The 25271-nt window shown below is 60.2% G+C and carries 28 protein-coding genes; 7 read left to right on the top strand and 21 right to left on the bottom strand.

Annotated features, from left to right (window positions below; genetic code table 11):
- Nucleotides 1-165: 165 nt before the first annotated feature.
- Both pgm and PQR62_RS16920 read right to left on the bottom strand, forming a co-directional pair.
- Nucleotides 166-1812 (bottom strand): phosphoglucomutase (alpha-D-glucose-1,6-bisphosphate-dependent), encoded by a 1647-nt coding sequence (pgm, locus tag PQR62_RS16925; protein ID WP_408159159.1) that lies wholly within the window; start codon nt 1810-1812, stop codon nt 166-168.
- Nucleotides 1813-2186: 374 nt separating this feature from the next.
- Nucleotides 2187-2438, bottom strand: a complete 252-nt coding sequence (locus PQR62_RS16920; protein ID WP_408159158.1) for a GlsB/YeaQ/YmgE family stress response membrane protein — start codon at nt 2436-2438, stop codon at nt 2187-2189.
- Between the two features lie 336 nt (nt 2439-2774).
- Here PQR62_RS16920 and PQR62_RS16915 point away from each other — a divergent pair, with 336 nt between their 5' ends.
- The 3 genes from PQR62_RS16915 to PQR62_RS16905 all read left to right on the top strand — a co-directional run bounded on the left by PQR62_RS16915 (nt 2775) and on the right by PQR62_RS16905 (nt 4855).
- Complete coding sequence (locus tag PQR62_RS16915; RefSeq protein WP_408159157.1) at nt 2775-3053, top strand: hypothetical protein; 279 nt, start codon at nt 2775-2777, stop codon at nt 3051-3053.
- 48 nt (nt 3054-3101) lie between these two features.
- On the top strand, nt 3102-4028 hold the full coding sequence (gene galU, locus PQR62_RS16910; RefSeq protein WP_408159156.1) for a UTP--glucose-1-phosphate uridylyltransferase GalU: 927 nt from the start codon (nt 3102-3104) through the stop codon (nt 4026-4028).
- A 278-nt stretch (nt 4029-4306) separates the two neighbouring features.
- Nucleotides 4307-4855: a hypothetical protein gene (locus PQR62_RS16905; RefSeq protein ID WP_408159155.1), complete on the top strand. Its 549-nt coding sequence runs from the start codon at nt 4307-4309 to the stop codon at nt 4853-4855.
- A gap of 163 nt (nt 4856-5018) precedes the next feature.
- Here the strand turns inward: PQR62_RS16905 and PQR62_RS16900 are convergent, their stop codons facing one another.
- Nucleotides 5019-6119 (bottom strand): branched-chain amino acid ABC transporter substrate-binding protein, encoded by a 1101-nt coding sequence (locus tag PQR62_RS16900; RefSeq protein ID WP_408159154.1) that lies wholly within the window; start codon nt 6117-6119, stop codon nt 5019-5021.
- Here PQR62_RS16900 and PQR62_RS16895 point away from each other — a divergent pair.
- Nucleotides 6096-6455: a hypothetical protein gene (locus tag PQR62_RS16895; RefSeq protein WP_408159153.1), complete on the top strand. Its 360-nt coding sequence runs from the start codon at nt 6096-6098 to the stop codon at nt 6453-6455. The two genes, PQR62_RS16900 and PQR62_RS16895, sit on opposite strands and share 24 nt — an antisense overlap.
- On the opposite strand, the gene PQR62_RS16890 is transcribed toward PQR62_RS16895, so the two are convergent.
- The gene (locus tag PQR62_RS16890; protein ID WP_408159152.1) at nt 6415-7269 is read right to left on the bottom strand and encodes an MOSC domain-containing protein; all 855 of its coding nucleotides are present in this window, start codon (nt 7267-7269) and stop codon (nt 6415-6417) included. The genes PQR62_RS16895 and PQR62_RS16890 overlap by 41 nt on opposite strands.
- 208 nt (nt 7270-7477) lie before the next feature.
- Here PQR62_RS16890 and PQR62_RS16885 point away from each other — a divergent pair, with 208 nt between their 5' ends.
- Together PQR62_RS16885 and PQR62_RS16880 are read left to right on the top strand one after the other, a co-directional pair.
- The gene (locus PQR62_RS16885) at nt 7478-7924 is read left to right on the top strand and encodes a CopD family protein (RefSeq protein WP_408159151.1); all 447 of its coding nucleotides are present in this window, start codon (nt 7478-7480) and stop codon (nt 7922-7924) included.
- Between the two features lie 156 nt (nt 7925-8080).
- Nucleotides 8081-8869 (top strand): 2-keto-4-pentenoate hydratase, encoded by a 789-nt coding sequence (locus PQR62_RS16880; RefSeq protein WP_408159150.1) that lies wholly within the window; start codon nt 8081-8083, stop codon nt 8867-8869.
- Nucleotides 8870-8966: 97 nt separating this feature from the next.
- Here the strand turns inward: PQR62_RS16880 and PQR62_RS16875 are convergent, their stop codons facing one another.
- The 14 genes from PQR62_RS16875 to dctP all read right to left on the bottom strand — a co-directional run bounded on the left by PQR62_RS16875 (nt 8967) and on the right by dctP (nt 21280).
- Nucleotides 8967-9446: an acyl-CoA thioesterase gene (locus tag PQR62_RS16875; RefSeq protein WP_408159149.1), complete on the bottom strand. Its 480-nt coding sequence runs from the start codon at nt 9444-9446 to the stop codon at nt 8967-8969.
- Between the two features lie 114 nt (nt 9447-9560).
- Nucleotides 9561-10493, bottom strand: coding sequence for a 2-hydroxyacid dehydrogenase (locus PQR62_RS16870; protein ID WP_408159148.1), 933 nt, complete (start codon nt 10491-10493; stop codon nt 9561-9563).
- A gap of 381 nt (nt 10494-10874) precedes the next feature.
- On the bottom strand, nt 10875-11129 hold the full coding sequence (locus PQR62_RS16865) for a hypothetical protein (protein ID WP_408159147.1): 255 nt from the start codon (nt 11127-11129) through the stop codon (nt 10875-10877).
- A 243-nt stretch (nt 11130-11372) separates the two neighbouring features.
- Complete coding sequence (locus tag PQR62_RS16860; protein WP_408159146.1) at nt 11373-11633, bottom strand: DUF6139 family protein; 261 nt, start codon at nt 11631-11633, stop codon at nt 11373-11375.
- A gap of 289 nt (nt 11634-11922) precedes the next feature.
- A complete protein-coding gene (locus PQR62_RS16855; RefSeq protein ID WP_408159145.1) occupies nt 11923-12873 on the bottom strand; it encodes an ACP S-malonyltransferase in 951 nt (316 codons plus the stop codon).
- Nucleotides 12870-13835: a triphosphoribosyl-dephospho-CoA synthase MdcB gene (mdcB, locus tag PQR62_RS16850; protein WP_408159144.1), complete on the bottom strand. Its 966-nt coding sequence runs from the start codon at nt 13833-13835 to the stop codon at nt 12870-12872. Before mdcB ends, PQR62_RS16855 begins: the two co-directional genes overlap by 4 nt.
- On the bottom strand, nt 13823-14605 hold the full coding sequence (gene mdcG / locus PQR62_RS16845; RefSeq protein ID WP_408159143.1) for a malonate decarboxylase holo-[acyl-carrier-protein] synthase: 783 nt from the start codon (nt 14603-14605) through the stop codon (nt 13823-13825). Before mdcG ends, mdcB begins: the two co-directional genes overlap by 13 nt.
- A 16-nt stretch (nt 14606-14621) precedes the next feature.
- A complete protein-coding gene (gene mdcE, locus PQR62_RS16840) occupies nt 14622-15395 on the bottom strand; it encodes a biotin-independent malonate decarboxylase subunit gamma (RefSeq protein ID WP_408159142.1) in 774 nt (257 codons plus the stop codon).
- 13 nt (nt 15396-15408) lie between these two features.
- Nucleotides 15409-16305, bottom strand: a complete 897-nt coding sequence (locus PQR62_RS16835; RefSeq protein ID WP_408159141.1) for a biotin-independent malonate decarboxylase subunit beta — start codon at nt 16303-16305, stop codon at nt 15409-15411.
- On the bottom strand, nt 16302-16616 hold the full coding sequence (mdcC, locus tag PQR62_RS16830) for a malonate decarboxylase acyl carrier protein (RefSeq protein WP_408159140.1): 315 nt from the start codon (nt 16614-16616) through the stop codon (nt 16302-16304). Before mdcC ends, PQR62_RS16835 begins: the two co-directional genes overlap by 4 nt.
- Nucleotides 16617-16672: 56 nt before the next feature.
- Nucleotides 16673-18340 carry a malonate decarboxylase subunit alpha gene (mdcA, locus tag PQR62_RS16825; protein WP_408159139.1) on the bottom strand — a complete coding sequence of 556 codons (1668 nt, stop codon included), beginning with the start codon at nt 18338-18340 and terminating at the stop codon, nt 16673-16675.
- A 2-nt stretch (nt 18341-18342) separates the two neighbouring features.
- The gene (locus PQR62_RS16820) at nt 18343-19692 is read right to left on the bottom strand and encodes a TRAP transporter large permease (RefSeq protein WP_408159138.1); all 1350 of its coding nucleotides are present in this window, start codon (nt 19690-19692) and stop codon (nt 18343-18345) included.
- A complete protein-coding gene (locus PQR62_RS16815) occupies nt 19689-20261 on the bottom strand; it encodes a TRAP transporter small permease (RefSeq protein WP_408159137.1) in 573 nt (190 codons plus the stop codon). The genes PQR62_RS16820 and PQR62_RS16815 overlap by 4 nt, the downstream gene beginning before the upstream one ends.
- On the bottom strand, nt 20258-21280 hold the full coding sequence (dctP, locus tag PQR62_RS16810; protein ID WP_408159136.1) for a TRAP transporter substrate-binding protein DctP: 1023 nt from the start codon (nt 21278-21280) through the stop codon (nt 20258-20260). Before dctP ends, PQR62_RS16815 begins: the two co-directional genes overlap by 4 nt.
- Nucleotides 21281-21516: 236 nt before the next feature.
- On the opposite strand from dctP, the gene PQR62_RS16805 reads away from it, so the two are divergent.
- Nucleotides 21517-22185: a GntR family transcriptional regulator gene (locus PQR62_RS16805; protein ID WP_408159135.1), complete on the top strand. Its 669-nt coding sequence runs from the start codon at nt 21517-21519 to the stop codon at nt 22183-22185.
- 108 nt (nt 22186-22293) lie between these two features.
- Here the strand turns inward: PQR62_RS16805 and PQR62_RS16800 are convergent, their stop codons facing one another.
- From PQR62_RS16800 to PQR62_RS16790, 3 genes are read right to left on the bottom strand one after another with little or no spacing between them, the layout of a single operon-like run.
- Nucleotides 22294-23190, bottom strand: a complete 897-nt coding sequence (locus PQR62_RS16800; protein WP_408159134.1) for a pseudouridine synthase — start codon at nt 23188-23190, stop codon at nt 22294-22296.
- Entirely contained in the window at nt 23187-24596 is a 1410-nt protein-coding gene (locus PQR62_RS16795; RefSeq protein ID WP_408159133.1) for a type II toxin-antitoxin system HipA family toxin, read from the bottom strand. Before PQR62_RS16795 ends, PQR62_RS16800 begins: the two co-directional genes overlap by 4 nt.
- Nucleotides 24593-24901, bottom strand: coding sequence for a helix-turn-helix domain-containing protein (locus PQR62_RS16790; protein ID WP_408159132.1), 309 nt, complete (start codon nt 24899-24901; stop codon nt 24593-24595). Before PQR62_RS16790 ends, PQR62_RS16795 begins: the two co-directional genes overlap by 4 nt.
- Nucleotides 24902-25271 lie beyond the last annotated feature (370 nt).

Genomic DNA, 25271 nt, shown 5'->3' with positions numbered 1-25271 from the left:
GTAGGAAATTGTGAAGCGAACGGCGCCGATAAAAAGAGAGGGGCGCACAACAAAAAAATCGCGCCTTGCCGTCAGGCAAGAACGCGATTTCCGATGCTGCAATTGATGCAATTGCATGCAAGAACCGGAGCCGGTTCATGCACTCATATTCCGCTCAGCCCATCGTCATGACTGCAAAGCCTTGGTTACGATCTCCTGGGCTTCGCCGAAGATCTTGTCCAGATGCTGCTGATCGCGGAAGCTTTCGGCATAGATCTTGTAGATGTTTTCAGTACCCGACGGACGCGCCGCAAACCAGCCGTTGTCGCTGACGATCTTGAGCCCGCCGAACGCCTTGCCGTTGGCCGGCGCGGTGGTCATCACTTCCCGGATTTTTTCGCCGGCCAGCTCGGTCGAGCTGACATCGGCCGGCGACAGTTTGGACAGACGTTGCTTCTGCTCCGGCGTTGCCGCCGCTTCGATGCGGCCGTTAAGCGGCTCACCCAGCTGCAGCGTCAGGTCCTTGTAGATCTGGCCCGGATCGGTGCCGGTGCGCGCAGTCATTTCCGCCGCCAGCAAGGCGGCGGTGATGCCGTCCTTGTCGGTGCTCCAGGGCTTGCCGTCGAACCGCAGGAAAGACGCGCCGGCGCTTTCCTCGCCGCCGAAACCCAGGCTGCCGTCAAACAGACCGTCGACAAACCATTTGAAGCCGACCGGCATTTCCTTCAGTTCGCGCCCCAGACTGGTGGCCACGCGATTGATCATCTGACTGCTCACCAGCGTCTTGCCGATGGCGGCATCCGCACGCCAGGCCGGACGATGGCGGAACAGGTAAAAAATCGCGGTGCTCAGATAATGATTGGAAGGCATTAGCCCGCTGCTCCTGGCAATGATGCCGTGCCGGTCATGATCGGTATCGCAGGCCAGCGCCACGTCGAAGCGATCCTTCAAGGCAATCAGTTCGCTCATCGCATATTGCGAAGACGGATCCATGCGGATCTGTCCGTCCCAGTCCTGCGGCACGAAACGGAAAGTCGCATCGACGTCCGTATTCACCACTTCCAGATTCAGCTTGTAGCGATCGGCAATCGCCCCCCAGTAATGCACACCGGCGCCGCCCAGCGGATTGACGCCGATCTTGACGCCGGCGCTGCGAATCGCGGCCAGGTCGATGATATTGGGCAGGTCGCTGACATAGGCGTCCAGATAATCGTAGCGGCGTGTGGTGCCGGCTTTCAGCGCGCGCTCGAAAGGAATGCGCCGGACGCCATCCAGTTGTTTTTCCAGATAGGCGTTGGCGCGCTTTTCAATCCAGCTGGTGACATCGGAGTCGGCCGGGCCGCCGTTCGGTGTGTTGTACTTGAAGCCGCCGTTATCGGGCGGATTGTGCGACGGCGTCACCACCACGCCATCGGCCAGGGCTTCGGGATGCAGCCGATTGTGCGTCAGGATGGCATGCGACAGCGCCGGCGTCGGCACATAGGGACTGCCCTGCGCGATCATGCTCACCACGTCGTTGGCGGCCAGCACTTCCAGCGCGCTGTGCCAGGCCGGTTCGGACAAGGCGTGCGTATCGATGCCGAGGAACAGCGGACCGGTGATGGATTTTTCCTTGCGGTAATCGCAGATCGCCTGAGTGATCGCATGGACATGCCACTCATTGAAGCTGTGCGCATTCGACACGCCGCGATGCCCGGAAGTCCCGAAGGCGACGCGATGCGTGGAAACCGATGGATCCGGGCGCAGGCTGTAATAGTTGGAAATCAGAATCGGCAAATCGACCAGGGCCGATGCGGCGGCACGCTGGCCTGCCTGTGGATGAACGCTGCTCATATGATTTTTCTGAGAGTTGAATTGAAGAAATAGAAAACGCAGACGCTCAGGCGTCGCGCTGCATGTTGTTCATGTTGTTATTCCGGCCTGACCTTGCCGGATCGTCAGAAATTCCGCCTGCATTGTAAGGGGAAAAAGCAGTGCAACGTCCACCACTTTACTTGCGGTAACAGAATCAAAATGCAGACGTTTCCACATGGAACTTTTGAGAGATGAATTCTCGGAAGAAATGCACTGCATCACATCCGGATATCGCAAAAGATGCCCCCGGATGTGCACAAGGGCAACATGCTTGCGCATGTCACCCTTGATTTGCATCAGCGTGCGAGGAAGGAGACTGGCAACTCAGACGCCTCGCTGCACGCAGGCCTGTGTCAGGCTCGCTTGAAAGCCCGCACGATCAGCAGCAATACCACCGCACCCAGCGTAGCCGTCACGATCGACGCCAGAATCCCGCCGCCGACGGCAATGCCGAGTGCACCGGCCAGCCAGCCACCGATGACGGCGCCGACGATACCGATAAGAATATCCACCAGCAAGCCGAAGCCGCCGCCTTTAACCAGTACGCCGGCCAACCAGCCAGCAATTGCGCCGATAACCAGCCAGGCAATAAGTCCGTGGTCCATGATGTTCCTTTCATTTCTTGTTAATTGAACACCGTCGTTATCGGACGGCTGAGCTCATCTTATGAGCACTCCGGGCTCATCCATATCAGACGCCGGCCCATTTGCTTGTAGGACAAGAAGCTGCCGTTTGTGCAACGCAAGATATTCCTGTTTTCCTACAAGTCAAAGCGCGACTTTCCTATAGCAAAGAAGCTCATGGATTCTTATGATGCCCTGCAATAGAAGCGATGTGAACCGGGCTGCCGGCAGTAAAGAAACACGGCGTCGACGCAATGAATACAGCGACTTATTCGATAACTACAAAGCAGACAAATTAATACCAACAAGCTGACAATCATGAACAATGCGCACCCTCACCAGCATGCAGACAAGCTTTCCGAAGCGGAAGATCTTGCCCTCGCCACGCGGCCGAATAGTGGTTCGGCATTGCCGAGAGCGGCTGCGCATCTGTTGGTGCTGGCGCCTTCGCGCGGCAGCTGGCCGATGTTGATGGCGAGCTTGCTGAGCAATGCCTTTCCTTCCGCCGCACCGCTGTTCCACACGTTCTTCATGTATCTGCATATGAAGCTGCTGACCAAGCAGCATCTGCAGGCTCAAGGCTTGCAAACGGAATAAAGATTCGTCCTTGTTTAAATTTATCCTTCCTTCATAAGGGTGTGCATCATGACAAAAATTACCAAAGCCGTTTTTCCCGTCGCCGGTCTCGGTAGCCGCTTCCTGCCTGCCACCAAGGCTCAACCCAAGGAAATGCTGCCCATCGTCGACAAGCCGCTGATCCAGTACGCGGTCGAAGAAGCGGTGCAGGCAGGCATCACCGAAATGATCTTCATCACCGGCCGCAGCAAGCGCGCCATTGAAGACCATTTCGATAAGGCCTACGAGCTGGAAACCGAACTGGAAGCCGCCGGCAAGACCAAGCTGCTGGAACTGATACAGAACGTGATCCCGAAGAACGTCAATTGCGTGTATCTGCGTCAGTCCTCGCCGCTGGGCCTGGGCCACGCAGTGCTGTGCGCCAAGCCGCTGGTCGGCGACGAACCTTTTGCCGTGATCCTGGCCGACGACTTCATGGACGTTGAACCGGGCGAGAAAAACGTGCTGGCGCAAATGGCAGATGTCTTCAATGTCGAGGGCAAGAGCTTGCTGGCAGTGCAGGACGTGCCGCGCCTGGATACTCGCCAGTACGGCATCGTCAGCGCTGAGGCCTATCAGGAGCGCCTGGAAAAAGTCAACGCCATCGTCGAAAAGCCGGCGCCTGAATCGGCGCCTTCGACCCTGGCAGTGGTCGGCCGCTACATCCTGACACCCGGCATCTTCGACGAACTGGAAAACATCGGCACCGGCGCCGGCGGCGAAATTCAGCTGACTGACGGCATCGCTGCGCTGATGAAGAAAGAACAAGTCATGGCTTACCGCTACGTCGGCCAGCGCTATGACTGCGGCTCCAAGCTGGGATATCTGAAGGCGACCGTCGCCATGGGCGTCAAGCACGCCGAAGTCGGCAACAACTTCAGCCATTTCCTGCGCGACTTCCAGATCGACCATGACCTGCGTCCTAGCGAACCATTGAAACTGGCCAAGACGGCCTGACCGAAAAGCAGCCGGCAGTACCTTTGTTTTTGTAGTAACCCGTAGCACCGCAGTACCCTGTAGTGAGTTCCCCTGTAATACCTGAGCAGAGACCGAAGCAATTCATGCAGCCCCTCGCGCAAGCGATCGGGCTGCTTTTTTTCGCCTGCGGGCCGTCCATTTCAGGCACATGAATCGAGTAGAATCAGGCGGCAATGTCCGAATGCATCAGAAATTATGCAATTGCGCGTAATTGAAAAAAAATATATATTGTTTATATCAATTTTTATGGAGATCGCATGGCAACCACCAAACCAGCAGTAAAAGCACGCAGCACAGCAGCGGCCAAACCAGTCAAAGCAGCGACAAGCAGCACCGCAGTCGTCAAGAAAACCGTCGCCAAGCCTGCCGCAAAAAGCGTCAAGCCGGTGGTGAAAGCCGTAGCAAAAACTCCGGTAGCAGCAAAGCCGGCAGCAGCAAAAATCGCTCCGGCAGCCGCGCCCACCAAGAAGCCTGTCGCCGCACCAGCGCCTGCAGCAGCCGCCAAGCCGGTCGTAAAGACAGAGGCAGCGAAGCCTGCGGCAAAGCCCGCCAAGCCGGCAAAACCGGTCAAGGCAGAAAAGAAGGCCAAGAAGATCAAGCAGATTCGTGACAGCTTCACGATGCCTGAAGATGAATATGCGGTGATCGCTCAGGTCAAGAAGACATGCCTGAAAGCCGGCCTGGAAATCAAGAAAAGCGACCTGCTGCGCATCGGTGTGTCGCTGATCAAGAACCTGAAGACGACAGAATTGCAACAGATTCTGGGTGGTCTGACACCGCTGAAGGTGGGTCGTCCAAAGAAATAAATCCCGCAAAAATCTTGCCGGAAGCAGCATGGCCGCGAACTCGACTGCTTTTATTTCGAGCATCGCGGCACATAAAAAAAGCGCGCTCTGTTGTGTCAGGCGCGCTTTTTTTATTGGGCGGACTTACCTTGATCACCACACGATCACCGCCTCAGAAACTGCCTCAGTTTTTTCCTGTAATCGTTTTCACAACTAGCCACTCCTGCTTGCGTACCTGATAGAGGGTGAATTGCGGATTGCGGAGATTGCCATCTTCATCGAAGGCGATTTCACCAGTGATGCCCTTGTGGCGCACCTTGTGCAGCGCTTGAGTGACACTCACGGGATCAACTGCATTGGCTTGGCGCATGGCGGCGGCGATCACCTGCACGGCATCGTAGGCGCTCGGCGCATAAAGGTAGATGGGGTCGCTGTATTGCTGCTTCCATGACTTTTCAAAATGCGTCCATTGCGCGTTTTTATAGGAAGGCAGGCCGGGCTCCAGTACGGTCGTGCCCTCGCCTGCAGTGCCGGCCAGTTTCAGAAAAGTCTGCCCGACTACGCCGCCGATGCCGACCAGCCTGCCCGGTACTTCCAGTCGCTTGATCTCGCGCACCAGTTCGCCGGCCTGCGCATCGAGCCCGCCGAACATGATCACATCCGGATCAAGCGCCTTGGTCTGGCGCAGCACTTCGTTGAAATCAGAAGTCTTGCTACCGATCGAGAAGTGCCCTGCGACATTGCCCTTCAACTCCCCGATTGCCTTGTCAAACTGCTCGGCATAGCCGGCGCCGAAAGGCGTGCGGTCGTCGATGATGACAATGCGCCTGGCTTTCAGATCGCGCATCACGTATTCGGCCGTGTAACGCGCGCCGTCGTCATCGTGGCCGACGATGCGGAAAGTGGTGGCAAAGCCTTGCTGCGTGTAGGCATGCGAAGTCACCGCCGGCGCCACCTGTGGAATGCCGGCAGCGTTGTAGATTTTTGATGCCGGAATCCCGACGCCGCTGTTCCAGTGACCGACCACTGCGGCAACCTTGCTCTTGACGAAATAGTCGGCGATCAATTCGCCTGCACGCGGATCGGCGCGATCGTCCTGAGGCAGCAATTTGAAAACGATTCTGTCGCCGCCGATGCGCAGGTTTTGCACATTCAGATCGCGGATGGCAATTTCTGCAGCACGCTGCAAACTCAGGCCGGTACTGCCTGACAAGCCGCTCATCGGTGCCGCCAGGCCGATCAGAACGGTCTTATCGGCGGCATGGGAGAAAGTGGCGAACAACATACCGCCACTCAGAATGAGCGCCGCCCTGGCCCGCAATCGGCGACCTTGCCCCTTGCCTGCGCCACCCGGATTTCCCTGTACTTGCCGCGACGCTTTCCTGATCTGGCGTTCCTGCTTCTTTTTTATATGCATAGCTTTGTTGAGCCTACCTTGAGCAACTCCCGCCTGGCTCAATCCCGCTTGGCGGATGCGATGTCCGATGAATTCCTGCATAAAATTCATAGCAGGATTTATGCCATCGCCGACATCATGGCGCTGCCTGCACTTCCTTTGCAGCGCAAGCAGCGCCGCGCAATCAAAAATTCAATTCATAAACAAATTCCTGGCCGGCCCTGATCCTGCTGCCGACGCCAGCGATCACGATGGAATTCTGTCCGAAGCACAGTCCGCCGCCGACGCGCTGATTGGCGCGGTACGCCGCCATCGTGTCCAGCGGCTCGTTCGGCCATTGCGGATCGCGCAGTCCGCTGCGCTGATCGATGCCGGGCACCGGACAGCGTGCGCAGGGCTTCACCAGTTTGATCTGCAAGGCCTGCGGCCCGTCGCCGAAAGAAATCGTATCGATAAAATCTTCTTCGTAAGCCTCCAGCCCGCTGAGCACCAGATTCGGCCGGAAGCGATTCATCGGCAAGGCCGGCGCCCCTTTGGCCTGCAGCCGGCCGTTCAGCTCCTGCAAAGACGCTTCGCCGATCACCAGCAAGGGAAAACCATCGGAGAACTGCGTGCCGGCGTCGAAGCCGCTGGTCCAGTCCGCGCTGCAAGCGCGATGCACCGCCGGGTCGAAACGCACCAGCCGCACTTCCGTTTTCAGATACGCGGAAAACCAGGCGCTTGCCTCATCCCCCTGATCCAGCGCGATGAAACTGTCTTTCCACACCTGAATCTGCAGCGGCGCGCCGGACAATTCGCCATGCGCGACATGCAAATCCGCCATGCCGGGCGCGCTGACGATGAGATGGCTGGCAGTGAGTGCCGGAGTGATGCAGGCCATCTGCGGAACACTGCGTTGCGTCAGAAACTGGCCATCGGCATCGACCAGCATCCAGTGACGGTCGAACATCAGACCGAGTTCGCCGATATCGGCCTGCATCAGGCTGATGCCGCCGCAGGACTTGATCGGATAGACATTGATTTCGCTAAGTATCGCCATGAGGTGCTCGCGCGTGATTGATCAGGGTTGCGGCCGCAGTTCCATGCTGCAGTCCGCCGAAGACATTAACATATTCAATCGATCTTCCCTGCACCGGTACGCATGCGACAATGCTGCCTCGCCGCGCTTCTGTGCAGAGACGAACCTTCTGCAAAATGCGCTCCGCTTTTTGAAGCAATGACTGACTCACTCTCCGAGGGGATACCCCATGCTGATCGCCAAATTCCTGCACCTGCTGGGCCTGACCATCTGGGTCGGCGGCATGTTCTTCGCGCATCTGGCTTTACGCCCGACAGCGGCGGAGGTGCTGCAGGGGCCGCAGCGCCTGCAACTGATGCGGGGCGTATTTGCACGTTTCTTTCCCTGGGTCTGGCTGGCGGTGGCGCTGCTGCTGGGCAGCGGCCTGCACATGATGGCGCAGATAGGCAAACCGCCGGTGTATGTCAGCCTGATGGCGGTTATCGGCATCGTGATGATGCTGATCTTCGCGCATATCTTCTTCGCGCCGTTCAAGCGACTCAAGCGCGCCGTCGATGTCGAGGAATGGAGCGCGGCAGCACCGGCGCTGGGACAGATCAGGAAACTGGTCGGCATCAATCTCTGCCTCGGCTTGCTGACGCTGCTCATCGGCAGCCTGGGGCCGTTGCTGCATTGATCTCAGTGGGGCTCAAGCCACCCACTCAGACTACGCTCGCATGAAATTATTAAAGCCTTGCTGCAACTGCAGCTGAATTTCTCTATGATGATGCAGGCCGAAGAAGTAAAAAAACAGCAAGACCGGCATCGATAATTCAACCAGGGGAAAAACAATATGCTGACAGAATCACAACGGCAACAGGCTGCGGATCTGCTGTGGGACTGCTGGGCGCACGGCAAGCGCATGGCGCAATTACCAGCCGAACTGCGCCCTCAGGATCGCCAGGAAGCCTACGCCATACAAGCACTGGTCGAAGCGCGCAGCTTTGCACCGCTGGCAGGATGGAAGATAGGCGCCACCGGCCCCGGAGGGCAAAAACTGCTCAACGTCGATGCCCCGCTGGCCGGACGTCTGCTGGCCGAGCGCGTGCATCGCAACGATGCCAGCATCGCCCTGGGCAACAGCCTGATGAAAGTGATTGAAGTCGAATTCGCCTTTCGCATGGGTAAGACCCTGGCCCCGCGCGCCACGCCCTATACGCAGGAGGAGGTAATGGACGCGGTGGCCACACTGCATCCGGCGATTGAAATTCCTGATGCACGCTATGAACAATTCAAGCAAGTCGGCGCCGAACAACTGATCGCCGACAATACTTGCGCCGACCAGTTCGTACTGGGCGCACCGACCAGCGCCCCGTGGCGCACCCTCGATCTGGCGGCGCACGCCGTCAGCGGCAGTATCGAAGGCGGTGAAAAACGCGATGGCAGCGGCGCACAGGTGCTGGGCGATCCGCGCATTGCCCTGACCTGGCTGGCCAATGAGTTGTCGCGCTACGGCATGACGCTGAGCGCGGGTCAGGTAGTGGCGACCGGCTCCGCCATCGTGCCGATGCCGGTTGAATCCGGACAACGCATCATTGCCGACATGGGTGTGATCGGCACCGTCACACTCAATCTGAGCTGAACCAACTCCGATGCTGAAATGACAAGGCGGGCGCAGCAATCATATTGCTGCGCCCGCCTCTGCTTGATGCCGCCATCAAGCGATACTGATCAAGCAATCAGCCCGGTTTGGCTTCCGCATAACGTTTGGTCAGTTCCTGGCGCAAGGACTTGCGCACAATCGCCGCGTCATAGCGGCGTTTTTCTTCCTGTGTGAAGGGACGCAGGGCCGGCACTGCGATCGGCTTGCGCTGATCGTCCACCGCCACCATGGTGAAGAAGCAGCTGTTCACGTGACGCGTTTCCTGGGTGCGGATATTTTCCGCCACCACCTTGATGCCGATTTCCATCGATGAAGTGCCGGTGTGATTGACGCTGGCCAGAAAGCTGACCAGTTCGCCGACGTGAATCGGCTGGCGGAACATCACCTGATCGACGCTCAGCGTCACGACATATTGCCCCGCATAGCGGCTGCCGCAGGCGTAAGCCACCTGATCCAGCAGTTTGAGGATGGTGCCGCCGTGCACATTGCCGGCGAAATTCGCCATATCGGGCGTCATCAGGACCGTCATGGTCAGTTGGTGAGATGGCAGGTCCATGGTGCGGGCTTTCTCTGGTTGTTGCGGGTCGCGGGTTGAATCAGTTTGCATCTGTTCGTATCAGTAAGCTGCGGGCCGCCGCATGAACGACAGCACGCAATGAAGGCAATTGCCTCAGACCCGTACCACCGGCTGGGCTGCAGCAAAATGCTGGGCGACATTATCCAGGAATTTATCGACCGACGCCGCAATTGATTGCGGCGACCAGCCCGCCACGTGCGGCGTCAGCACCACATTGCTCAGTCCGATCAGCTCTGCAGGCGGTTGCGGCTCGCTCTCATAGACATCAAGACCGGCGCCGGCGATACCGCCATTAGCGAGCGCCAGTGCCAGCGCGGCGGTATCGACGATGCTGCCGCGGCCGATATTGATCAGATAGCCTTTCGGGCCGAGTTCCTTGAGCACCCGGGTCGACACCAGATGGCGCGTCTCGGCGCCGCCCGGAGTCGCCATCACCAGGATGTCGGCCCAGCCGGCCAGTTGCGCGATATCCGGGAAATACGCGTAATCCACGTCATCGCGGCGCTTGCGGTTGCAGTAGGCAACTTCGACGTCAAAGGCATGGGCGCGGCGCGCGATTTTCTTGCCGATGGCGCCCAGGCCCACGATGCCCATGCGCTTGCCCGACAGGTCCGGCTGCAAGGGCAAGTGATCGCGCCAGCCGCCGCTGCGGCAAGCCTTGTCCATGCCGGGAATGTCGCGCACCACGGCCAGCAGCAAGGCCATGGCATGGTCGGCGACGCAACTGTCATTGGTGCCGGCCCCGGTAGCGATTTCAATCCCGTGCGCCTTGGCGTAGGCGACGTCCACGTTCTCGTAACCGGCGCCGAAGGCGCATACCAGTTGCAGTCGCGGCAGTGCCGCCATCTCGGCGCCGGTGAGGCCGGTGCCGCCATTGGTCAGCACCACCGCCACCTGCCTGGCCGCCCCTGCAATCATGTCGGCCCGGCTTTGCTTGTCCTTCGCATACAAGATCTCGTACTGCGCACTGATGGTTTGATAGCTGGCTTCTGAAAGATGGATCAGAACGACGACTTGAGGCTTCATGGGATATGTTGGAAAAAGTATAAAAATACGATGTCCGACATTCTATTTCGAATCGCCGGACAATGTCAGCCGCATCTGCGGCGCTCTTGCCCAGCCATGCGAGTTTCATGCCAGCCTCGAATAGGCGCGGGAGGTGCGGGAGGCGCGCGACATCCTGCCGATCCACGGAAAGATTTTTGCCTGCCAATATCAGGCGATCAGGAAAATGAAAGCAGAGGAAGTAAAACGGAGGGAGATGCCAGCCGCAAAATCAGGCGTGCAAGCTCTGTTCAAGCTTGCACGCCTGCATCCTGCGCTAAAACTATTTTAGATGCGTGCCTTGTACAAAGCGGTCTGCGCGGCGCCTGGCAAGGGAGAGCGAACGACGTCGAACGGGAATTTTCAGTGCTTGAAGCCGCAGCTCTTGCTGTTCTCCAGCATTTCTACACCCGCCTTGTGCGCTTCTTCCTCCGCCGATTTTTCGTCATCGAACACTTTGTCCGGCGACACGCGCTGCAAAGGAAAGACGGCATTGCGGTGCATGGGATTGGTGGAGGGGCCGAAGATTGCCAGGTTGGCAATCCACTCATCGGTGTCGCCGATCAGGCGGACGCCGGAATACTCGATATCGTAATCACCCTTGTGTTCGGTTGGCATGCTGGTCTCCTTTTTTGACTGACATTACGGACACTTGCGGCCCGGATTCTCTGGAGCGGCGCTGCTTTGCACTGATCACCCGGCCTCTTCTTCTTATTCTTTACGCCTTGCGCCGCGACTTGTTCTGAACGCTGCTATTTCTGCAATTTCCGCGATCTTTGCGATCTCTGCGGGTTGTTCACTGCTGGCGCAGGTGCTGCAAGGAACCTCCCTCAGCACCTGCCCGGCATTGGTGCTGCCGGATTAATTACTCAAACCGGCATCCCTGCTGCGATCGCAGAGATGACTGATGGCATAACCCTTTTCGCCGATCTGCCTGAAGGCGTCGTCCGGCTCAAGCGTGAAATGCTTGCGGCCATTGCCATTGCCTTCAAAATTGACATCCTGCTCATGCATCATCCAATCGGTGTTGGTCACTTCCTGAGGCAGAGGCTTTTCATGCGGGATCACCAGGTAAGAATACAGGCCATCCGTATCAGGGCGTTTATACACATCGACTTTCATATTTGCTTCTCCGGTTGAGGGTCCTGAGATTTGTGCTGCTGAGGGAGGTTGAATGACGTTGCTCGCTGTCCATTCTTCATGTCCGACTAGGGTAAAAATCAATAGTTCAACCCTAAAATGCAACAGTCGGGAAGCCGGTTCGAGCTCGCCGTAAGCGCTCGCGGGCGCTGCAGACCGTCTTGCGGTCTCTTACAACATAGCACCGCGATCCGGCGTATGCCAGTCCAAAAACGCCATCATCCGATGCAGATCAAAAGAAAGCCGCAAGAAATAAAATACGCTCAGGCCATCAGTCGCACTGACGTTGCAACCACGACAACGCACCTTGCACGCTGCGGAAATCGGATACCGAACGGCATTCGATATGCGGATGGCGTTCGCGCAGCATGCGCGACAAGGCCGAGCCGGGGCCCAGCTCCAGCGCCACGGTGATGCCATGTTCGGCACAGGCATCCATACAGGCCGACCACAGTATGGGATGAGAAAGTTGTTGCGCCAGCAAGTCCTCGGCCTGCTGTGCATTCGTCACGATCTGAGCAGTGACGCCTGCCAGCAAGGGCAAAGACGGCGCTTGCAGGTCAGCCTGCGCCAGCAAATGCAGAAATGGCGCCTGCGCCGCCTGCATCAGCGGTGTATGCGAGGCGATCGACACCGGCAACCAGCCGGTTCTGGCGCCGGCTGCCTGCAGCAGCGGCTCTGCCGCCTGCAAAGCCTGACGTGCGCCGCCGGCCACCAGACTGTCTTCCGCCGTCTGTATCGCCAGATGCGCATGCCGCGCGTTGAGAATCGCCTGTGCCTCCTCCAGCAGCATGCCGCCGACCGACATCAGGGTCTGATCGGGATCGCCGCCACAAGCCTGTGCTTCATCCATCAATTGCGCGCGCTGCGCCGCCATTCGCACTGCCGGCAAGGGCTGCAGCACGCCAGCCACGCCATACGAAGCCAGTTCTCCTATGCTGTAACCGGCTACCAGCGCCGGCTGGCCGAACACATCCGAAATCGGCGACGCCAATGCTTGCCATAAAGCAAGCTGGGCAGCCACCAGCAAGGGCTGCGCCTGACGATTGGCGAACAGCAAGTTCTCATTACCCAGTACTTCAGCCAAGGGCTGCGCCAGCAACTGATCCAGCCCGCAGGCATCGAGAAACGCCGCCGCCTTCGCATCGCCGCGCGCGAGATCGAACATGCCGGCATGCTGGCCGCCCTGCCCCGGACAGAGAATCGCCAGCCGCGCGTTCATGTGCGGCTCAGCTTGTTCATGTCGCAATCGGCGTCGGTCACGCTCATCACCAGACAAGCCGCGGCCAGCAAATCGGCCGCGCCGCCCGGCGATAAACGATGGGCCACGAACTCACGGTGACATTCCAGCGCGCGCGCATACCAGTCGTGCGCACCGCTGCCGCCCTGCTGCAGAAATTCCGTGGCGCGCTGACGCACCAGCGCCGCCCCCTGGGCGCCGCCGCGATGATAAACATTGGTGTCGCTGACATGCGCCATCAGCGCGAACAGTGCATCGGTCTTGGCGGATTGCCAGCTGCGCCCCGCCGCCAAGGTCTGGCGCATGCGCGGCAGAGCAAGCTCGAAGACCGCTGGAAAGCCCATTGCCCCCTCTTCACGCGCACCGCCCACGGCGTGCGCTGCAGCGACCTTCAGACCGTGGCTCGCGGCGCCGCCATCGCCGTCAGCGTCGGGCTGCGTGTGGCGCGCCAGTGCATCGCCCCACTGGATCAGCAAAGTGGCGCGTATCGATTGCTCCGACAGGCGAATGCTGCACGCGCGGCAACAGGCAATGGCGGCGCACAGCATGCCGAGTCCGAAGATGGCGCCGCGATGGGTATTGACGCCGCCGGTCGCGCGCAGCATGCGTGCTTCGGCATCCATCGCCAGCCGCTGCAATTGCCGGAACGGCGCCGCCTCCAGACCAGCCTGCGCAATGCTGAAAAAATAACGGCGCAAGGAAAACAGACTGCGCATGAAGGTCGCGGCATTCATGTCTGCATGACTGCCGTTATCCACCAGCGAGACCAGCCCCGGTTTCGGATACAGCGTCAGCTCCTGATACAGGCTGCGCAAGGCGAGGCGTGCAAGCTGCCGGCAGAAGCGTAAATTTTCCTGCGCATGCCGACGCTTGTGCGCGTAGTGCTGCGGCAGCGGCAAGCCTTGCGGCGTGTGGCCGGGCAAGGCCGCGTTCAGATGCTGCATGGCGCCTCCGCGAGGTCGGGAGACGCATGCGCAATTGCGCCCTCATCCAGACTCAGGCTGCTCAACAGGAGATCGACTCTCTGCAGTGAAACTTGCTTCAGACTTTTTACCAGCACACGTTCACCGCCGGCGGGTATCGATTCAACGCCGGCCACTTGCATCCATTCCTTCCAGGCGACGGCGGCGCCGCCACCGAACAGCACTTCGCCATCCAGCGGCAGAACCTGCGCATGGCGGCTGAGCAAGGCCATGCCTTGCTTCAACTGCTCCTGATTGCCAGGCTGCAGCAACAGGTCGATATCGGAAGTCGCACGCAGATAAGCAAGCCCGGTCAGCAACTGCAAGGCCAGCGAACCATAGACCTGCAGCCGCAGGTGCTGCGCGTTGGCATCCTCGTACAAATCCTGCAGCGCTTGTCGCCACTCTGCCGGCAAAGCATCCAGCGCCGCGATCACCTCCTGCAAAGGCAAGGCCGTCCTTTGCTCGGCGATTTCGCTGCGCTTCACGCGCAGCGGAATACGCAGCTTGTGAGCTTGGGCATCCGGCGGCAAGGCCAGACCGGCGCAGACTTCATCCTCGGCGGCATCGTGGTCCATGCGGCGCACGATGAGCGGCCAGCCTTGTGCGTGCCATTGCGCCAGCGCAGTCTGCACGGCGACGCTCTGCCCCGACGCACATGCAGCGCGCAACAGCCGCTGCCAGCCGGGCTCGGTCAGCCGGATCAGCGCATGCCGTTGCGGAGTGGAGATGGCGCTCATGGTTTCAGACATTCAGCCCCTGCAGCAATCAGCGCGCCGCCAGCGGCGTGTCGTTCGCCACCGCATCGATCACGCGCTGCGCCCAACGCCGGCCGCCGCGTTCCTGACCGACGCTGGCGCGCTGGTCGGTGGGCTCGGCATCTTTCAATGCAGTCGCCAGCGCCTGCGCCAGATCGCCGCGCCAGATTCCGGCCACGCCGCCCATGCGCTGATAGTTTTCCGGGCCGGGTGCGAACACCGGATTGCTCTTGGCCAGTTCGGTCAGGCGCTCTTCCGCCACCTTGGTGATGCGCGCCATCGCCGGCAAGCCCATCACGCGGATGGTGGCCTCTGGCAAGGCATAGCAGGCATCGGCAATCAGGCCGCTGGTGATGAAACCGCCCGACAGCGCCTGGTCGTACACCAGACCGACGATGCGATGACCGGAGCGGCGCGCCAGTTCCACGCATTTGCCGAGGTGCGCCATGTAGCTGTTGATGCCCAGCATCTCGTCGCGATGACGCAGACGCTGGCCTTGCGTGTCGACTAGAATCACGATGGCGCGGCCGGGATGTTCGCGCACCGTGTTCAGAATAGTTTTCGCCTGCGCCAGCGCAATCTCGATGCCGATCGGCGTGTGGCCGGTGGTGCCGACCACGGTCACGGTTTCGCCATCGACCTGCGCGCTGCCGGACAGGAAAAAATCCCGCTCTTCGATCTGATGCCCTTGCGGGAACAGCTGCTGCGCCAGCGCGCGCCAGTCTACTTGCGCAGAAACCGCCGCAGCCGCCGCTGAGGAATTATTTGATGTGTTTTGCTGCATGTGTCTGACTCCTTCAGGCGCTGATTCGGTGAGCATCGGCAATCTCGGTAAAACGATCAGCCTCCAGCATGGGAATGTGCTGCGCCTGCGGCACGCCGAGCTGCTCCCAGATTTCGATGGGATCCTGCGCCTCCCCGAAACGCGCGATGCGCTGCTCCAGCATCTGCTGTTCCGCCTCCAGCGCCTGCAGGCTGAGCGCCACTTCGCTGCCGCGCAATTGCGTCAGCGCATCGATCGCCGCCGCGCGAAACGCTGCGCTGTCGTCATTCACCACACGCTGGCAATCGCCCAGCAGATAGCGATGCTTGCCGCCGGTGGTGCGCCATACCAAAGCACGGTCGCGCGAATCGAACTCCTCCACGCCGTTGGCGGTTTCGATCACTTCCGGGCCGGACATCGCCAGCCGTCCTTCTTCCGACATGATGATCAGATTGGCGCAACGCGCCACGATGCCCATGCCGCCGAAGCAACCATTGGACCCACCGACCAGCACAATCACGGGGATATTCGCGGCGCGCGCTTCCAGCACTGCGCGCATCACTTCCGACACGGCGATCAGGCCGGCATTGGCTTCGTGCAGCCGCACGCCGCCGGTTTCCAGCAGCAGGATCACGCCTTGCGCCTGTTTCGCGATGGCGCGTTTGAGCAGGCCGACCAGCTTGGCGCCATGCACCTCGCCCACCGCACCGCCCATGAAGCCGCCCTCCTGCGCCGCCGCCATCACGCGTGCGCCCTTGAGCAATCCTTCGCCGATCACCACGCCGTCGTCGAAGGACACCGGCGCATCCAGCTGCGCCAGATGCGGGCTGACGATGCGTTGCGCCGGCGGCAGCAATTCGCTGAAACTGCCGGCGTCCAGCACCTGCAGAATGCGCTCGCGCGCGTTCGCTTCCAGATAGCTCGTGCTCATTTGGCATCTCCCAGCATGGCTTCCACCGCCTGATCCAGGCGCAGGCTGACCACCGCCGGCGTGGCGCCCATGTCATTGATCGAGATACGCGTGTCGGCCAGTTGCCAGCGTTGCTGGAAGTCCGTCATCACGGCTTCCCAGATGGCGCCGAAACCGCGCGCGGCGGTCTTGATCTCGATTGCGCAGGCGCCGTTCAGCGGCGCCGCTTCGATCAGCACTTCCAGATTGCCGGAGCTGACTACGCCGACCAGCTCCGGTGCCGGTTTCAATTTGCGCTGTCCGCTGTCGAAGCGGAAATTCAGAGTTTCCATCGTCTATACCTTTGAATCCATTTTCAATTCAATTCATGGCGCGCGAATAGTCTCGCTTACCAGTTGCGGAAACGCTTGGGCGGGTTATACAGGCCGCCGGAAGCGCGCACCAGATCCTTCATGTTCTTGGCCGCCAGCAGATCACGCGTGGCCATGCGCTTGTCGATGCCCAGGTCTTCGGCGCGGCGGATGATGCCGCGGTCGCGCAGGTTTTCCACCATGCGCTTGTCGCGTCCCATGCCCACCGGCGTATAACCGGCGACGCCGCGAATCGCCTGTTCGCGCTCTTCCTCGGTGCGGCACAGCAAGAGATTGGCGATGCCTTCTTCGGTCAGGATATGGGTGACGTCGTCGCCGTAAATCATGACCGGCGGAATCGGCATTTTCGCCTGTTCGGCCAGTTGCCAGGCGTCGAGCTTTTCGACGAAGGCCGGCTGCATGTGCTCGCGGAAAGTCTCCACCGTCTGCACCACCAGCTTTTGTCCGCGCGGGATGGTGTTCTTGCCGGCGCGCGCCTGCTGCCCGGCCTTGAGCCAGGCTTCGCTGGCGTGGCGCCGGCCGCGCGCATCGGCGCCCATGTTGGGCGCGCCGCCGAAGCCGGCGATACGGCCCAGCGTGGCGGTGGAGGAATTGCCCTGCAAATCGATCTGCAGGGTCGAGCCGATGAACATGTCGCAGGCGTAGTGGCCGGCGGTTTGCGAGAACGCGCGATTGCTGCGCATGGAGCCGTCGGGGCCGACGAAGAACACGTCGGGCCGCGCGCGGATGTAGTCTTCCATGCCCAGTTCGGAACCGAAGGAATGCACCGATTCGATAAAGCCGGCTTCAATCGCGGGGATCAGCGCCGGATGCGGATTGAGCGCCCAGTGCTTGCAGATCTTGCCGCGCAGGCCCAGCGATTCGGCATAGGTCGGCAGAATCAGCTCGATGGCCGCGGTATCGAAACCGATGCCGTGGTTCAGGCGCTGCACGCCGTATTCGGCGTAGATGCCCTTGATCGCCATCATCGCCATCAGCACCTGGATTTCCGAAATCTGCGCCGGGTCGCGGGTGAACAGCGGCTCGATGTAATGCGGCGTCGGCGCCTTGGTGACGAAGCTGACCCAGTCGGCGGGAATATCCACGCGCGGCAATTCGTCGACGATTTCATTGACCTGGGCGATCACGATGCCGCCGCTGAAGGCGGTCGCTTCGGCAATCGCCGGCGTGTCTTCGGTATTCGGGCCGGTGTACAGATTGCCGTGACGGTCGGCCGACTGCGCCGCCACCAGCGCGATGCGCGGGGTCAGGTCGATGAAGTAGCGGCCGAACAATTCCAGATAGGTATGGATGGCGCCGATGTTGAGCTTGCCGGACGACGCCAGTTTGGCGAGACGTCCGGCCTGCGGGCCGGAGAAGGAAAAATCCAGCTTCGATGCAATGCCCTTTTCGAACACGTCCAGATGCTCCGGCAAGGCCAGCACCGAAAACAGCATGTGCAGATCATGCACGCGCGCCGGGTCCAGCGCCGCCAGCCCCTTTGCCAGAAAATCGGCCTGTTTCTGATTGTTGCCTTCGACGCAGACGCGGTCGCCCGATTCGATCACCGCATACAGCAAGTCCTGCAAACGCGCAGCCGGCATGAGCTTGCCCTGCAGTTCGCCGCCCAGCGCAGATGAGGCACGCGCCAGTCTTGCTTCCCGGTTTTTCTGACGCGCGTTCCAGACGCGTTCGTTGCTACTCATCTCTATTTAACTCCCATCAACATATCGGGCAGGCTGGTCGCGATACCCGGAAAAAAGCACAGCAGCACCACCGCTGCAAACATCAGGGCCAGAAACGGAATCGTGCCCTTGATGACGTCGCCGAGCGGAATGTCCGGCGCAATGTTCTTGATCACGAACAGATTCAGGCCCACCGGCGGGTGAATCAGGCCCATCTCCATCACCACCGTCATGACGATGCCGAACCAGATCAGATCGAAGCCGGCAGCTTTCAGCGGCGGCAGGATGATGGGCGCGGTCATCAGAATGATCGACACCGGCGGCAGGAAGAAGCCGAGCACGATCACCATCAGCAGAATCACCGCCAGCAGCAGCCATTTCGACAGATGCATGTCGACCACCCACTGCGCCGCCGACTGGCTGATGTGCAGATAACTCATCACATAGGAATACAGCAGCGACATGCCGATGATCAGCAGCAGCATGCCCGATTCCTTGATGGTGGAACTGAGGAAAGGCGCAATCTCGCGCGGCTTGTAGATGCGATAGACGATGGCGATCAGCACCAGCGCCAGCAGCGCACCCAGGCCGGCGGTTTCGGACGGCGTGGCCAGCCCGCCGTACAGCGCCACCATCACGCCGATCAACAGGATCAGGAAGGGCAGCACGCGCGGCAACATCTCCACCTTCTGCGCCAGCGTGAATTTCTCGTCGTCCAGATAAGCCGATTTGACGCCGCCCGCGCTGTAGATGGCATGCGCCATCTTGTATTCCTTGCGCGCGCGGAACACGGCATAACCGGCGAACAGGATCACCAGCAGGACGCCGGGGCCGATGCCCGCCAGGAACAGCCGACCCAGCGATTGCTCGGCCGCCACCGCGTACAGAATCATGGTGATGGATGGCGGCAGCAAAATCCCCAGAGTACCGCCGGCGGCGATGATGCCGGCGGCAAAGCCGGGCGAGTAACCGCGCCGCCGCATCTCGGGAATTCCGGCCGAACCGATTGCCGAACAGGTCGCCGGCGAAGAACCCGCCATCGCCGCAAACAGCGCGCAGGCGAACACGTTGGCGATGCCGAGGCCACCCGGCACGCGATTGAGCCAGGCATGGATCGCCGAGTACAAGTCCTTGCCGGCCGGCGATTTGCCGATGGCCGCGCCCTTCAGAATGAATAGCGGAATCGACAGCAGCGTGATCGATGCAATCTCTTCGTAGACGTTCTGGGTGACGGTATCGAGCGCGGATTCCGGCATGAAGAAATACATGAAGCCGGTCGCCACCACGCCCAGCGCAAATGCGATGGGCATGCCGGAACACATGACCAGAATGGTGATGATGCCGTACAGGGCGCCGAGTGCAAGCGGAGTCATGCTGCCTCCTTTGCTTCGACCGTGCCGGTGATGCGGGTCAGCACCTGCACCAGCAATTGCAGGGTCAGCACCGTCATGCCGAAGGCCATCATCGAATAGGGAATCCACAGCGGCGGCGCAAAGGTCGAGGAGGTGGTCTGGCCGTCGACCCAGGCTTCATGGAACAGGGTCCACGATTTCCAGGCGAAGAAGGCGCAGAAGGCAAACGACACCAGATCGACCATGAACATGCGGATCTGGTTGGCCCGCGGCGACAGCAGACCGGCCAGCGCTTCAATGCCGATATGGCCGCGCAGCGACTGCACGTAGGCCGAACACAGGAAGATCACCCCGACCAGCATGAATACCGAGGCCTCGTCCTGCCAGTCGGTGGGCTGGTGGAAAAAGTAACGCACCACCACCGAATAGGTCAGGATCAAGGACGTCACGACCAGCGCGATCATGCCCAGGAATACCGCCAGCTTGTGAAATTTCTCCAGCAGCGCCGCCAGCATGGCCAGCGGCGCGTAAGCCGGTATTCTCGGCTTGGCGACAGGCCCGCTGGCGGGCATCTCGAAACCGTGACTCATAGGGTTTTCTCCGCCAGTTTGAGCAGGTTGGCGCAGCTGGCGTTGCGGCCGGCAAAGTCTTTCCAGGCGGTGGCGCGGGCGATGTCCTGCCATTTCTTGACCACTTCGGCGTTCAGATCGACCACCTTGGCGCCGGCTTTCTGATACACCTGCGCCACGGCGATGTCGTCGGCCTGCGCCGCCTTCATCGCAAACTGTTCCATCTCGGCGCCGACCGCCATGATCGCGGCCTGCTGATCCTTGGGCAGCTTTTCGAACACGGTCTTGGACATCATCAGCGGTTCGAACATGTACCAGTAAGCCTTGTCGCGGCCGGTGGTCAGCGCCTTGGCGACTTCTTCCAGACGGAAGGACATGAAGGAGGTCGAAGAGGTCATCGCCGCATCCATCGCGCCGGTCTGCATCGCGGCGTAGATTTCATTGGACGGCAGGGTCACCACGGCGGCGCCGGCTTCTTTCAGGATCAGATCCATCTCGCGCGAACCGCCGCGCACCTTCATGCCCTTGGCATCGGCCGGATCGACGATAGGCTTGCCGCGCGAGGCGACGCCGCCGGCCTGCCAGATCCAGCTGACGATGACCACGCCCTTTTCACCCAGAATGCGCGCCAGTTCCTTGCCGACTTCGGCGTTCTTCCACGATGCGCCCTGCTGATACGACGTCACCAGGCCCGGCATCAGGCCTATATTGGTTTCCGGCACTTCGCCGCCGGAGTAGTTAAGCGGCACCAGCGTCATGTCCAGTGCGCCCTTGCGCATGGCCGAGAACTGCGCATTGGTCTTCATCAGCGAAGAGCCGGGATAGATCTCGAACTTCAGGCCGCCGTTGGTGCGCTTGCTCACCTGTTCGGCAAACATGCGCACCAGGCGATCGCGAAAATCGCCTTCGGTGATGGTGCCGCCCGGAAACTGGTGAGAAATCTTCAAATTCGTGGTTTGCCCCCAGGCCAACTGGCTGCCGGCCCAGATGGGTGCGCTGGCCAATGCGCCGAGCAGGCTTCTGCGTGTTTGCGAAGTCATTTTTGTCTCCTCCTTAGGATGGGTAAATTACAACTGTGTTTTTATAGATGCGTTGTGTATACAATTTCTTCTCAAACAGATACATTGTCAAGCACTAATCCGATTTAAAATCATTGCCTTGGATGCAATTTCTTGCTGCGCAAGCCTGCCGACAACCGGTTTCCAAAGGAAACCTCATCGGCCACGAATGGCGAGACGCGGGACGCAAGTAACGGCATCGGCTGAACAGGTTAAATATGGATACCCAGAAGAAGCGCTCCGAAACCCTGCGCGAATCGATAGAAGAAATGATCGCGGTGGGCAAATTCGCCCCCGGACAACATCTGGACGAGACTTCGCTGGCCGAAGAATTCGGCGTCTCGCGCACGCCTATCCGCGAAGCGCTGATCCAGCTCGATTCCATGGGCATCATCGAAATGCGCCCGCGGCGCGGCGCCATCGTGGCCGAAATCGGCCCCCAGCAATTGATTGAAATGTTTGAAGTGATGGCTGAATTCGAAGCCATGTGCGGGCGGCTGGCCGCGCGTCGCATGTCGCCTGCGGAACATGCCGAACTGATTGCCGCACATCAGGCCTGCCAGGCGGCCCGCGACGCGTCCGATCCGGATGCCTACTTCTATCTGAACGAGGCCTTCCACGACCACATCTACGCCGGCAGCCACAACACCTTTCTGGCCAATCAGGCGCGCGCCCTGCACCGCCGCCTGCGGCCCTATCGCCGCTTGCAGCTGCGCGTGCGCGACCGCCTGAAGATGTCTTTCGACGAGCATGAAGCGGTGGTCAATGCCATCGTCGCGGGCAATAGCGAAAAGACGGTCGAAGTCTTGCGCCAGCACATCATGATTCAGGGCCAGCGTTTTGCCGATCTGGTGGCGTCCTTGCATCAACTGAAGTCGGCGGCCTGAGCGGCACGGCGGGCGACGCCAGAACAACAGCCAATAAGCGACAAAGGCGAGACGGAATCGATTCCGTCTCGCCTTTGTTTTATCTGCGGCGCATCGCCCCTGCCCGCGTTACAGACTGCGCTCGCTCTCAAAATGCCGCTCGCTGCCATCCAGCGGATCGATGAAGGACAGCGAACGCGCCAGCAATTTCAGCGGCCTGTCCAGATCGTCGGCCACGCCGGCAGGCACCGAGGTCGGATAAAACAGATCGTTGACGAGCGGCATGCCGAGCGCGGCCATGTGCACTCGCAGTTGATGACGGCGGCCGGTGACAGGCTGCAATTTATACAGCCCCAGGGCCTCGCGTGCTTCAATCAGGCTGATCGCGGTTTCCGAATTGGGCTCGCCCTCGATCTCGCGCATGCGGAAGAATTTTTCATCTTCCACCACGCGGCTGCGATACACCAGCGGCAACGGCAGGTCGACGCGCAGCGGCGCGATCGCTTCATACACCTTGTGCATGCTGCGCTGCTGAAACATGGTCTGGTACTTGCCGCGCGTGGCCGGCTGATGCGAGAACACGATGACGCCGGCAGTCTCGCGGTCGAGGCGATGTATCGGCGTCAGATGTTCAAACCCGGTGGCCTTCTTCAGACGCACCAGCAAGGTCTGCTGCACGAAGCGGCCGGTCGGAATCACCGGCAGGAAATGCGGTTTGTCGGCCACCACCAGATGATCGTCGATGTGCAGGATTTTTTCTTCGACCGGAATCGGCGTCTCGCGGCCATCCAGATCGCGATAGTAGAAAATGCAGTCGCCGCCGCAATATGGCGTGTCCGGCAGCAGTGCTTCGCCGCGCTGATTGCGCACCTCGCTGCGCGCCATGCGCTCGCGCCAGGTCGCTTCAGGGATGGCGGAAAAACGTTCGCGCAAGAAGGAAATCATGTCGGGCCAGGGGCCGTGCTGCAACCACAGATAGCTGGGCGCAAGCCCCTCCTTGAGCGGCAAAGGCGGAGTCGGTTTCATGTCTGTTGCTTACCATCTGTTTTTTTATTGTCGGTCGCCGGGTCTGGATTCAAGCCAGACGGCAAGGTCGGCAAGCTTGGCAGCCCGGGCAATACCGATTTGCGCGATGTGCGTCGGCGCCAGGCCAGCACGCTGGCATTGGCGTCCACATGCGCGCTCAGCCGGGTGCGTTGCGCGTCGCTAAAAGGTAATTGGGCAATCAGCCCCGGCCAGTGGCGCATGGCGCGGTCCACGGTTTCGACCAGCACCGCCTGCAATTTGGGTTCGGGAATACCCCAGACATTGGCGAGCTGGCGCAACACTGCCGGCGTCAGCAATTGCTTGCCTTTCTGGCCGGGCACGAAGGCCAGCGCGTGGCCGTTGCCGCCGACATAAGCGGCATAGGCGACGATGTCGTAAGCCGGCGAGAGCAGCGCCTGCTGCGGCTTGCGATACAGCATGCTGAAATTCTTCAGATGCGCATCGAAATTGCCGAGCAGCTCGTTGACCTTGATCCGCCGCAGCAGTTCGAACAGGTCTTCGATGCCGCGCGTGCTGCGTTCCAGCAGCACCATGCCGATGGCGGCGTAGGTGCCGACGTATTTGGCGGCCGGCAGCGTGCCGGTGATCTGTGCAAAGTCTTCCATGTGCAGACGGCCGGTCGGCGTCGGTGCATCGCGGTCGAAGCGATGCACCAGCAGGAAATGTCCGGCATCGTTGCGCAGCCCGAACGGCAGGTGATCGGCTATCGCGTTCAGCGGCGCCAGCTCGAACTTGCAGACATCGACGCCGGCGGCAGCAGCCAGGGTCAGCGATGCGAACTCGACTTCCGGCATCTGCGGATAGTCGGAAGCCGGCAGCTTGCCGATGAAGTGCGAACCGCTGCGATCCTTGGAACGCATCACGTAGCGGCCGCCGGCTTCGCGCACCAGCGCCATCTTGGGCTGCACGCCGGACAGCGATTCACCCTCAGGCAGCGGCAGCTGGCCTGAACTCATTTCGTAACTGTCGTGCCCCTGGCCCAGCAGACGGCCCATATCGCGCTCTTCGAGCTGCTCGGCGATAGCCGAGACGTCGCCCGGCAGATCCTTGCCGCAATAGGCCAGCAGGCCGAATTCATCGTCCGGCGCGAGCCCCGCGCGCTGGATCAGATGCTTGCGCAACTGCCCTTCGGGCAGCAGGTTCTGGAAGAAAGGCGGCAGCCCACCCTTGCCGTCGCCGCGATTCACCGCCAGCGCCGGATTGAGCAATTGCGCCAGCGTGCGATCTTCGGTCGAGGCGCAATACAGTTGCGACAGAACGGGACGCTGGGCGTCGGTGGCGTAGGCATCATCGAAACGGAAATAGCAGCGGCCGTCGTCCAGCCCGAACAGCGAGCCGACCTCGTGCAGGCCGAGCCGGATGCGCATGGAGCGCAGCATGCTCATTGACCACCCTCTTTCTGCATCAGGCGGCTCAATTGCTGCGACAGCTCGGTGCTGCTGTCGGCAGGCGTGGCGGCGGCTTCTGCGCCGCGCATCTGCGCGACCTGTTGCGGCACCAGCAGCAGCTCGATCTTCAGCTCGCCGCAGATCGCCAGCAGACGATTGAGCTCGATGTTGCCCTTGCCGGTTTCCAGCGCCAGCAGCGTGTTGCGATGGATGCCGGCCAGCTCGGCCAGCTCGATGGCGCTCAAACCGCGCGCCTTGCGGGCGCGGCGGATTTGCTGACCGATGTCGAGTATGGATGCCATGTGATTCAAACCAGTAAAAATGCGATGAAATGTCCGATTTTGCAGTGCAATATCCCCTCTGACACCAAGACATAACAAATTGTTCTTTTTATTTTAAGTCTATTTTATTGGTTTAAATGACGATCAACATGACCAATAAACAGGTCAATTAAATTTTTGACCAATTTAATTGTCATTTATAAAGCGGAAGCGACACAACATCCCTGATTGAGATTCCCGATATGTGCGCGCCATGCCGGATAAAAAAAGACCGGCATCACTGCCGGTCTTGAAACGGACGTCGCCTCTGCTGGCATTACATCCGGTAAAACACTGACTCTGTGCACGTGGGCTAGCGCTGGTATCGATGCACCCCTGCATCGGCGCTCAT

Source organism: Herbaspirillum lusitanum (assembly GCF_046025995.1).
GTDB classification, from domain to species: Bacteria; Pseudomonadota; Gammaproteobacteria; order Burkholderiales; family Burkholderiaceae_D; genus Herbaspirillum; species Herbaspirillum lusitanum_A.
This window is presented reverse-complemented; position numbering and strand designations above follow the sequence as displayed.

Bases quoted from the DNA above. Each gene is read 5' to 3' on its own strand.
- PQR62_RS16805 (WP_408159135.1), top strand. From the start codon at position 21,517: ATGGATACCCAGAAGAAGCGCTCCGAAACCCTGCGCGAATCGATAGAA.
- PQR62_RS16820 (WP_408159138.1), bottom strand. From the start codon at position 19,692: ATGACTCCGCTTGCACTCGGCGCCCTGTACGGCATCATCACCATTCTG.
- pgm (WP_408159159.1), bottom strand. From the start codon at position 1,812: ATGAGCAGCGTTCATCCACAGGCAGGCCAGCGTGCCGCCGCATCGGCC.
- PQR62_RS16885 (WP_408159151.1), top strand. From the start codon at position 7,478: ATGCTGATCGCCAAATTCCTGCACCTGCTGGGCCTGACCATCTGGGTC.
- PQR62_RS16835 (WP_408159141.1), bottom strand. From the start codon at position 16,305: ATGAGCACGAGCTATCTGGAAGCGAACGCGCGCGAGCGCATTCTGCAG.
- PQR62_RS16920 (WP_408159158.1), bottom strand. From the start codon at position 2,438: ATGGACCACGGACTTATTGCCTGGCTGGTTATCGGCGCAATTGCTGGC.
- PQR62_RS16880 (WP_408159150.1), top strand. From the start codon at position 8,081: ATGCTGACAGAATCACAACGGCAACAGGCTGCGGATCTGCTGTGGGAC.
- PQR62_RS16815 (WP_408159137.1), bottom strand. From the start codon at position 20,261: ATGAGTCACGGTTTCGAGATGCCCGCCAGCGGGCCTGTCGCCAAGCCG.
- PQR62_RS16860 (WP_408159146.1), bottom strand. From the start codon at position 11,633: ATGAAAGTCGATGTGTATAAACGCCCTGATACGGATGGCCTGTATTCT.
- PQR62_RS16890 (WP_408159152.1), bottom strand. From the start codon at position 7,269: ATGGCGATACTTAGCGAAATCAATGTCTATCCGATCAAGTCCTGCGGC.
- PQR62_RS16915 (WP_408159157.1), top strand. From the start codon at position 2,775: ATGAACAATGCGCACCCTCACCAGCATGCAGACAAGCTTTCCGAAGCG.
- PQR62_RS16865 (WP_408159147.1), bottom strand. From the start codon at position 11,129: ATGCCAACCGAACACAAGGGTGATTACGATATCGAGTATTCCGGCGTC.
- mdcE (WP_408159142.1), bottom strand. From the start codon at position 15,395: ATGCAGCAAAACACATCAAATAATTCCTCAGCGGCGGCTGCGGCGGTT.
- PQR62_RS16895 (WP_408159153.1), top strand. From the start codon at position 6,096: ATGGGAGAAAGTGGCGAACAACATACCGCCACTCAGAATGAGCGCCGC.
- PQR62_RS16855 (WP_408159145.1), bottom strand. From the start codon at position 12,873: ATGAACGCGCGGCTGGCGATTCTCTGTCCGGGGCAGGGCGGCCAGCAT.
- mdcB (WP_408159144.1), bottom strand. From the start codon at position 13,835: ATGCAGCATCTGAACGCGGCCTTGCCCGGCCACACGCCGCAAGGCTTG.
- PQR62_RS16800 (WP_408159134.1), bottom strand. From the start codon at position 23,190: ATGAAACCGACTCCGCCTTTGCCGCTCAAGGAGGGGCTTGCGCCCAGC.
- mdcC (WP_408159140.1), bottom strand. From the start codon at position 16,616: ATGGAAACTCTGAATTTCCGCTTCGACAGCGGACAGCGCAAATTGAAA.
- PQR62_RS16905 (WP_408159155.1), top strand. From the start codon at position 4,307: ATGGCAACCACCAAACCAGCAGTAAAAGCACGCAGCACAGCAGCGGCC.
- PQR62_RS16795 (WP_408159133.1), bottom strand. From the start codon at position 24,596: ATGAGCATGCTGCGCTCCATGCGCATCCGGCTCGGCCTGCACGAGGTC.
- PQR62_RS16875 (WP_408159149.1), bottom strand. From the start codon at position 9,446: ATGGACCTGCCATCTCACCAACTGACCATGACGGTCCTGATGACGCCC.
- PQR62_RS16900 (WP_408159154.1), bottom strand. From the start codon at position 6,119: ATGTTGTTCGCCACTTTCTCCCATGCCGCCGATAAGACCGTTCTGATC.
- mdcG (WP_408159143.1), bottom strand. From the start codon at position 14,605: ATGTCTGAAACCATGAGCGCCATCTCCACTCCGCAACGGCATGCGCTG.
- PQR62_RS16790 (WP_408159132.1), bottom strand. From the start codon at position 24,901: ATGGCATCCATACTCGACATCGGTCAGCAAATCCGCCGCGCCCGCAAG.
- PQR62_RS16870 (WP_408159148.1), bottom strand. From the start codon at position 10,493: ATGAAGCCTCAAGTCGTCGTTCTGATCCATCTTTCAGAAGCCAGCTAT.
- dctP (WP_408159136.1), bottom strand. From the start codon at position 21,280: ATGACTTCGCAAACACGCAGAAGCCTGCTCGGCGCATTGGCCAGCGCA.
- mdcA (WP_408159139.1), bottom strand. From the start codon at position 18,340: ATGAGTAGCAACGAACGCGTCTGGAACGCGCGTCAGAAAAACCGGGAA.
- galU (WP_408159156.1), top strand. From the start codon at position 3,102: ATGACAAAAATTACCAAAGCCGTTTTTCCCGTCGCCGGTCTCGGTAGC.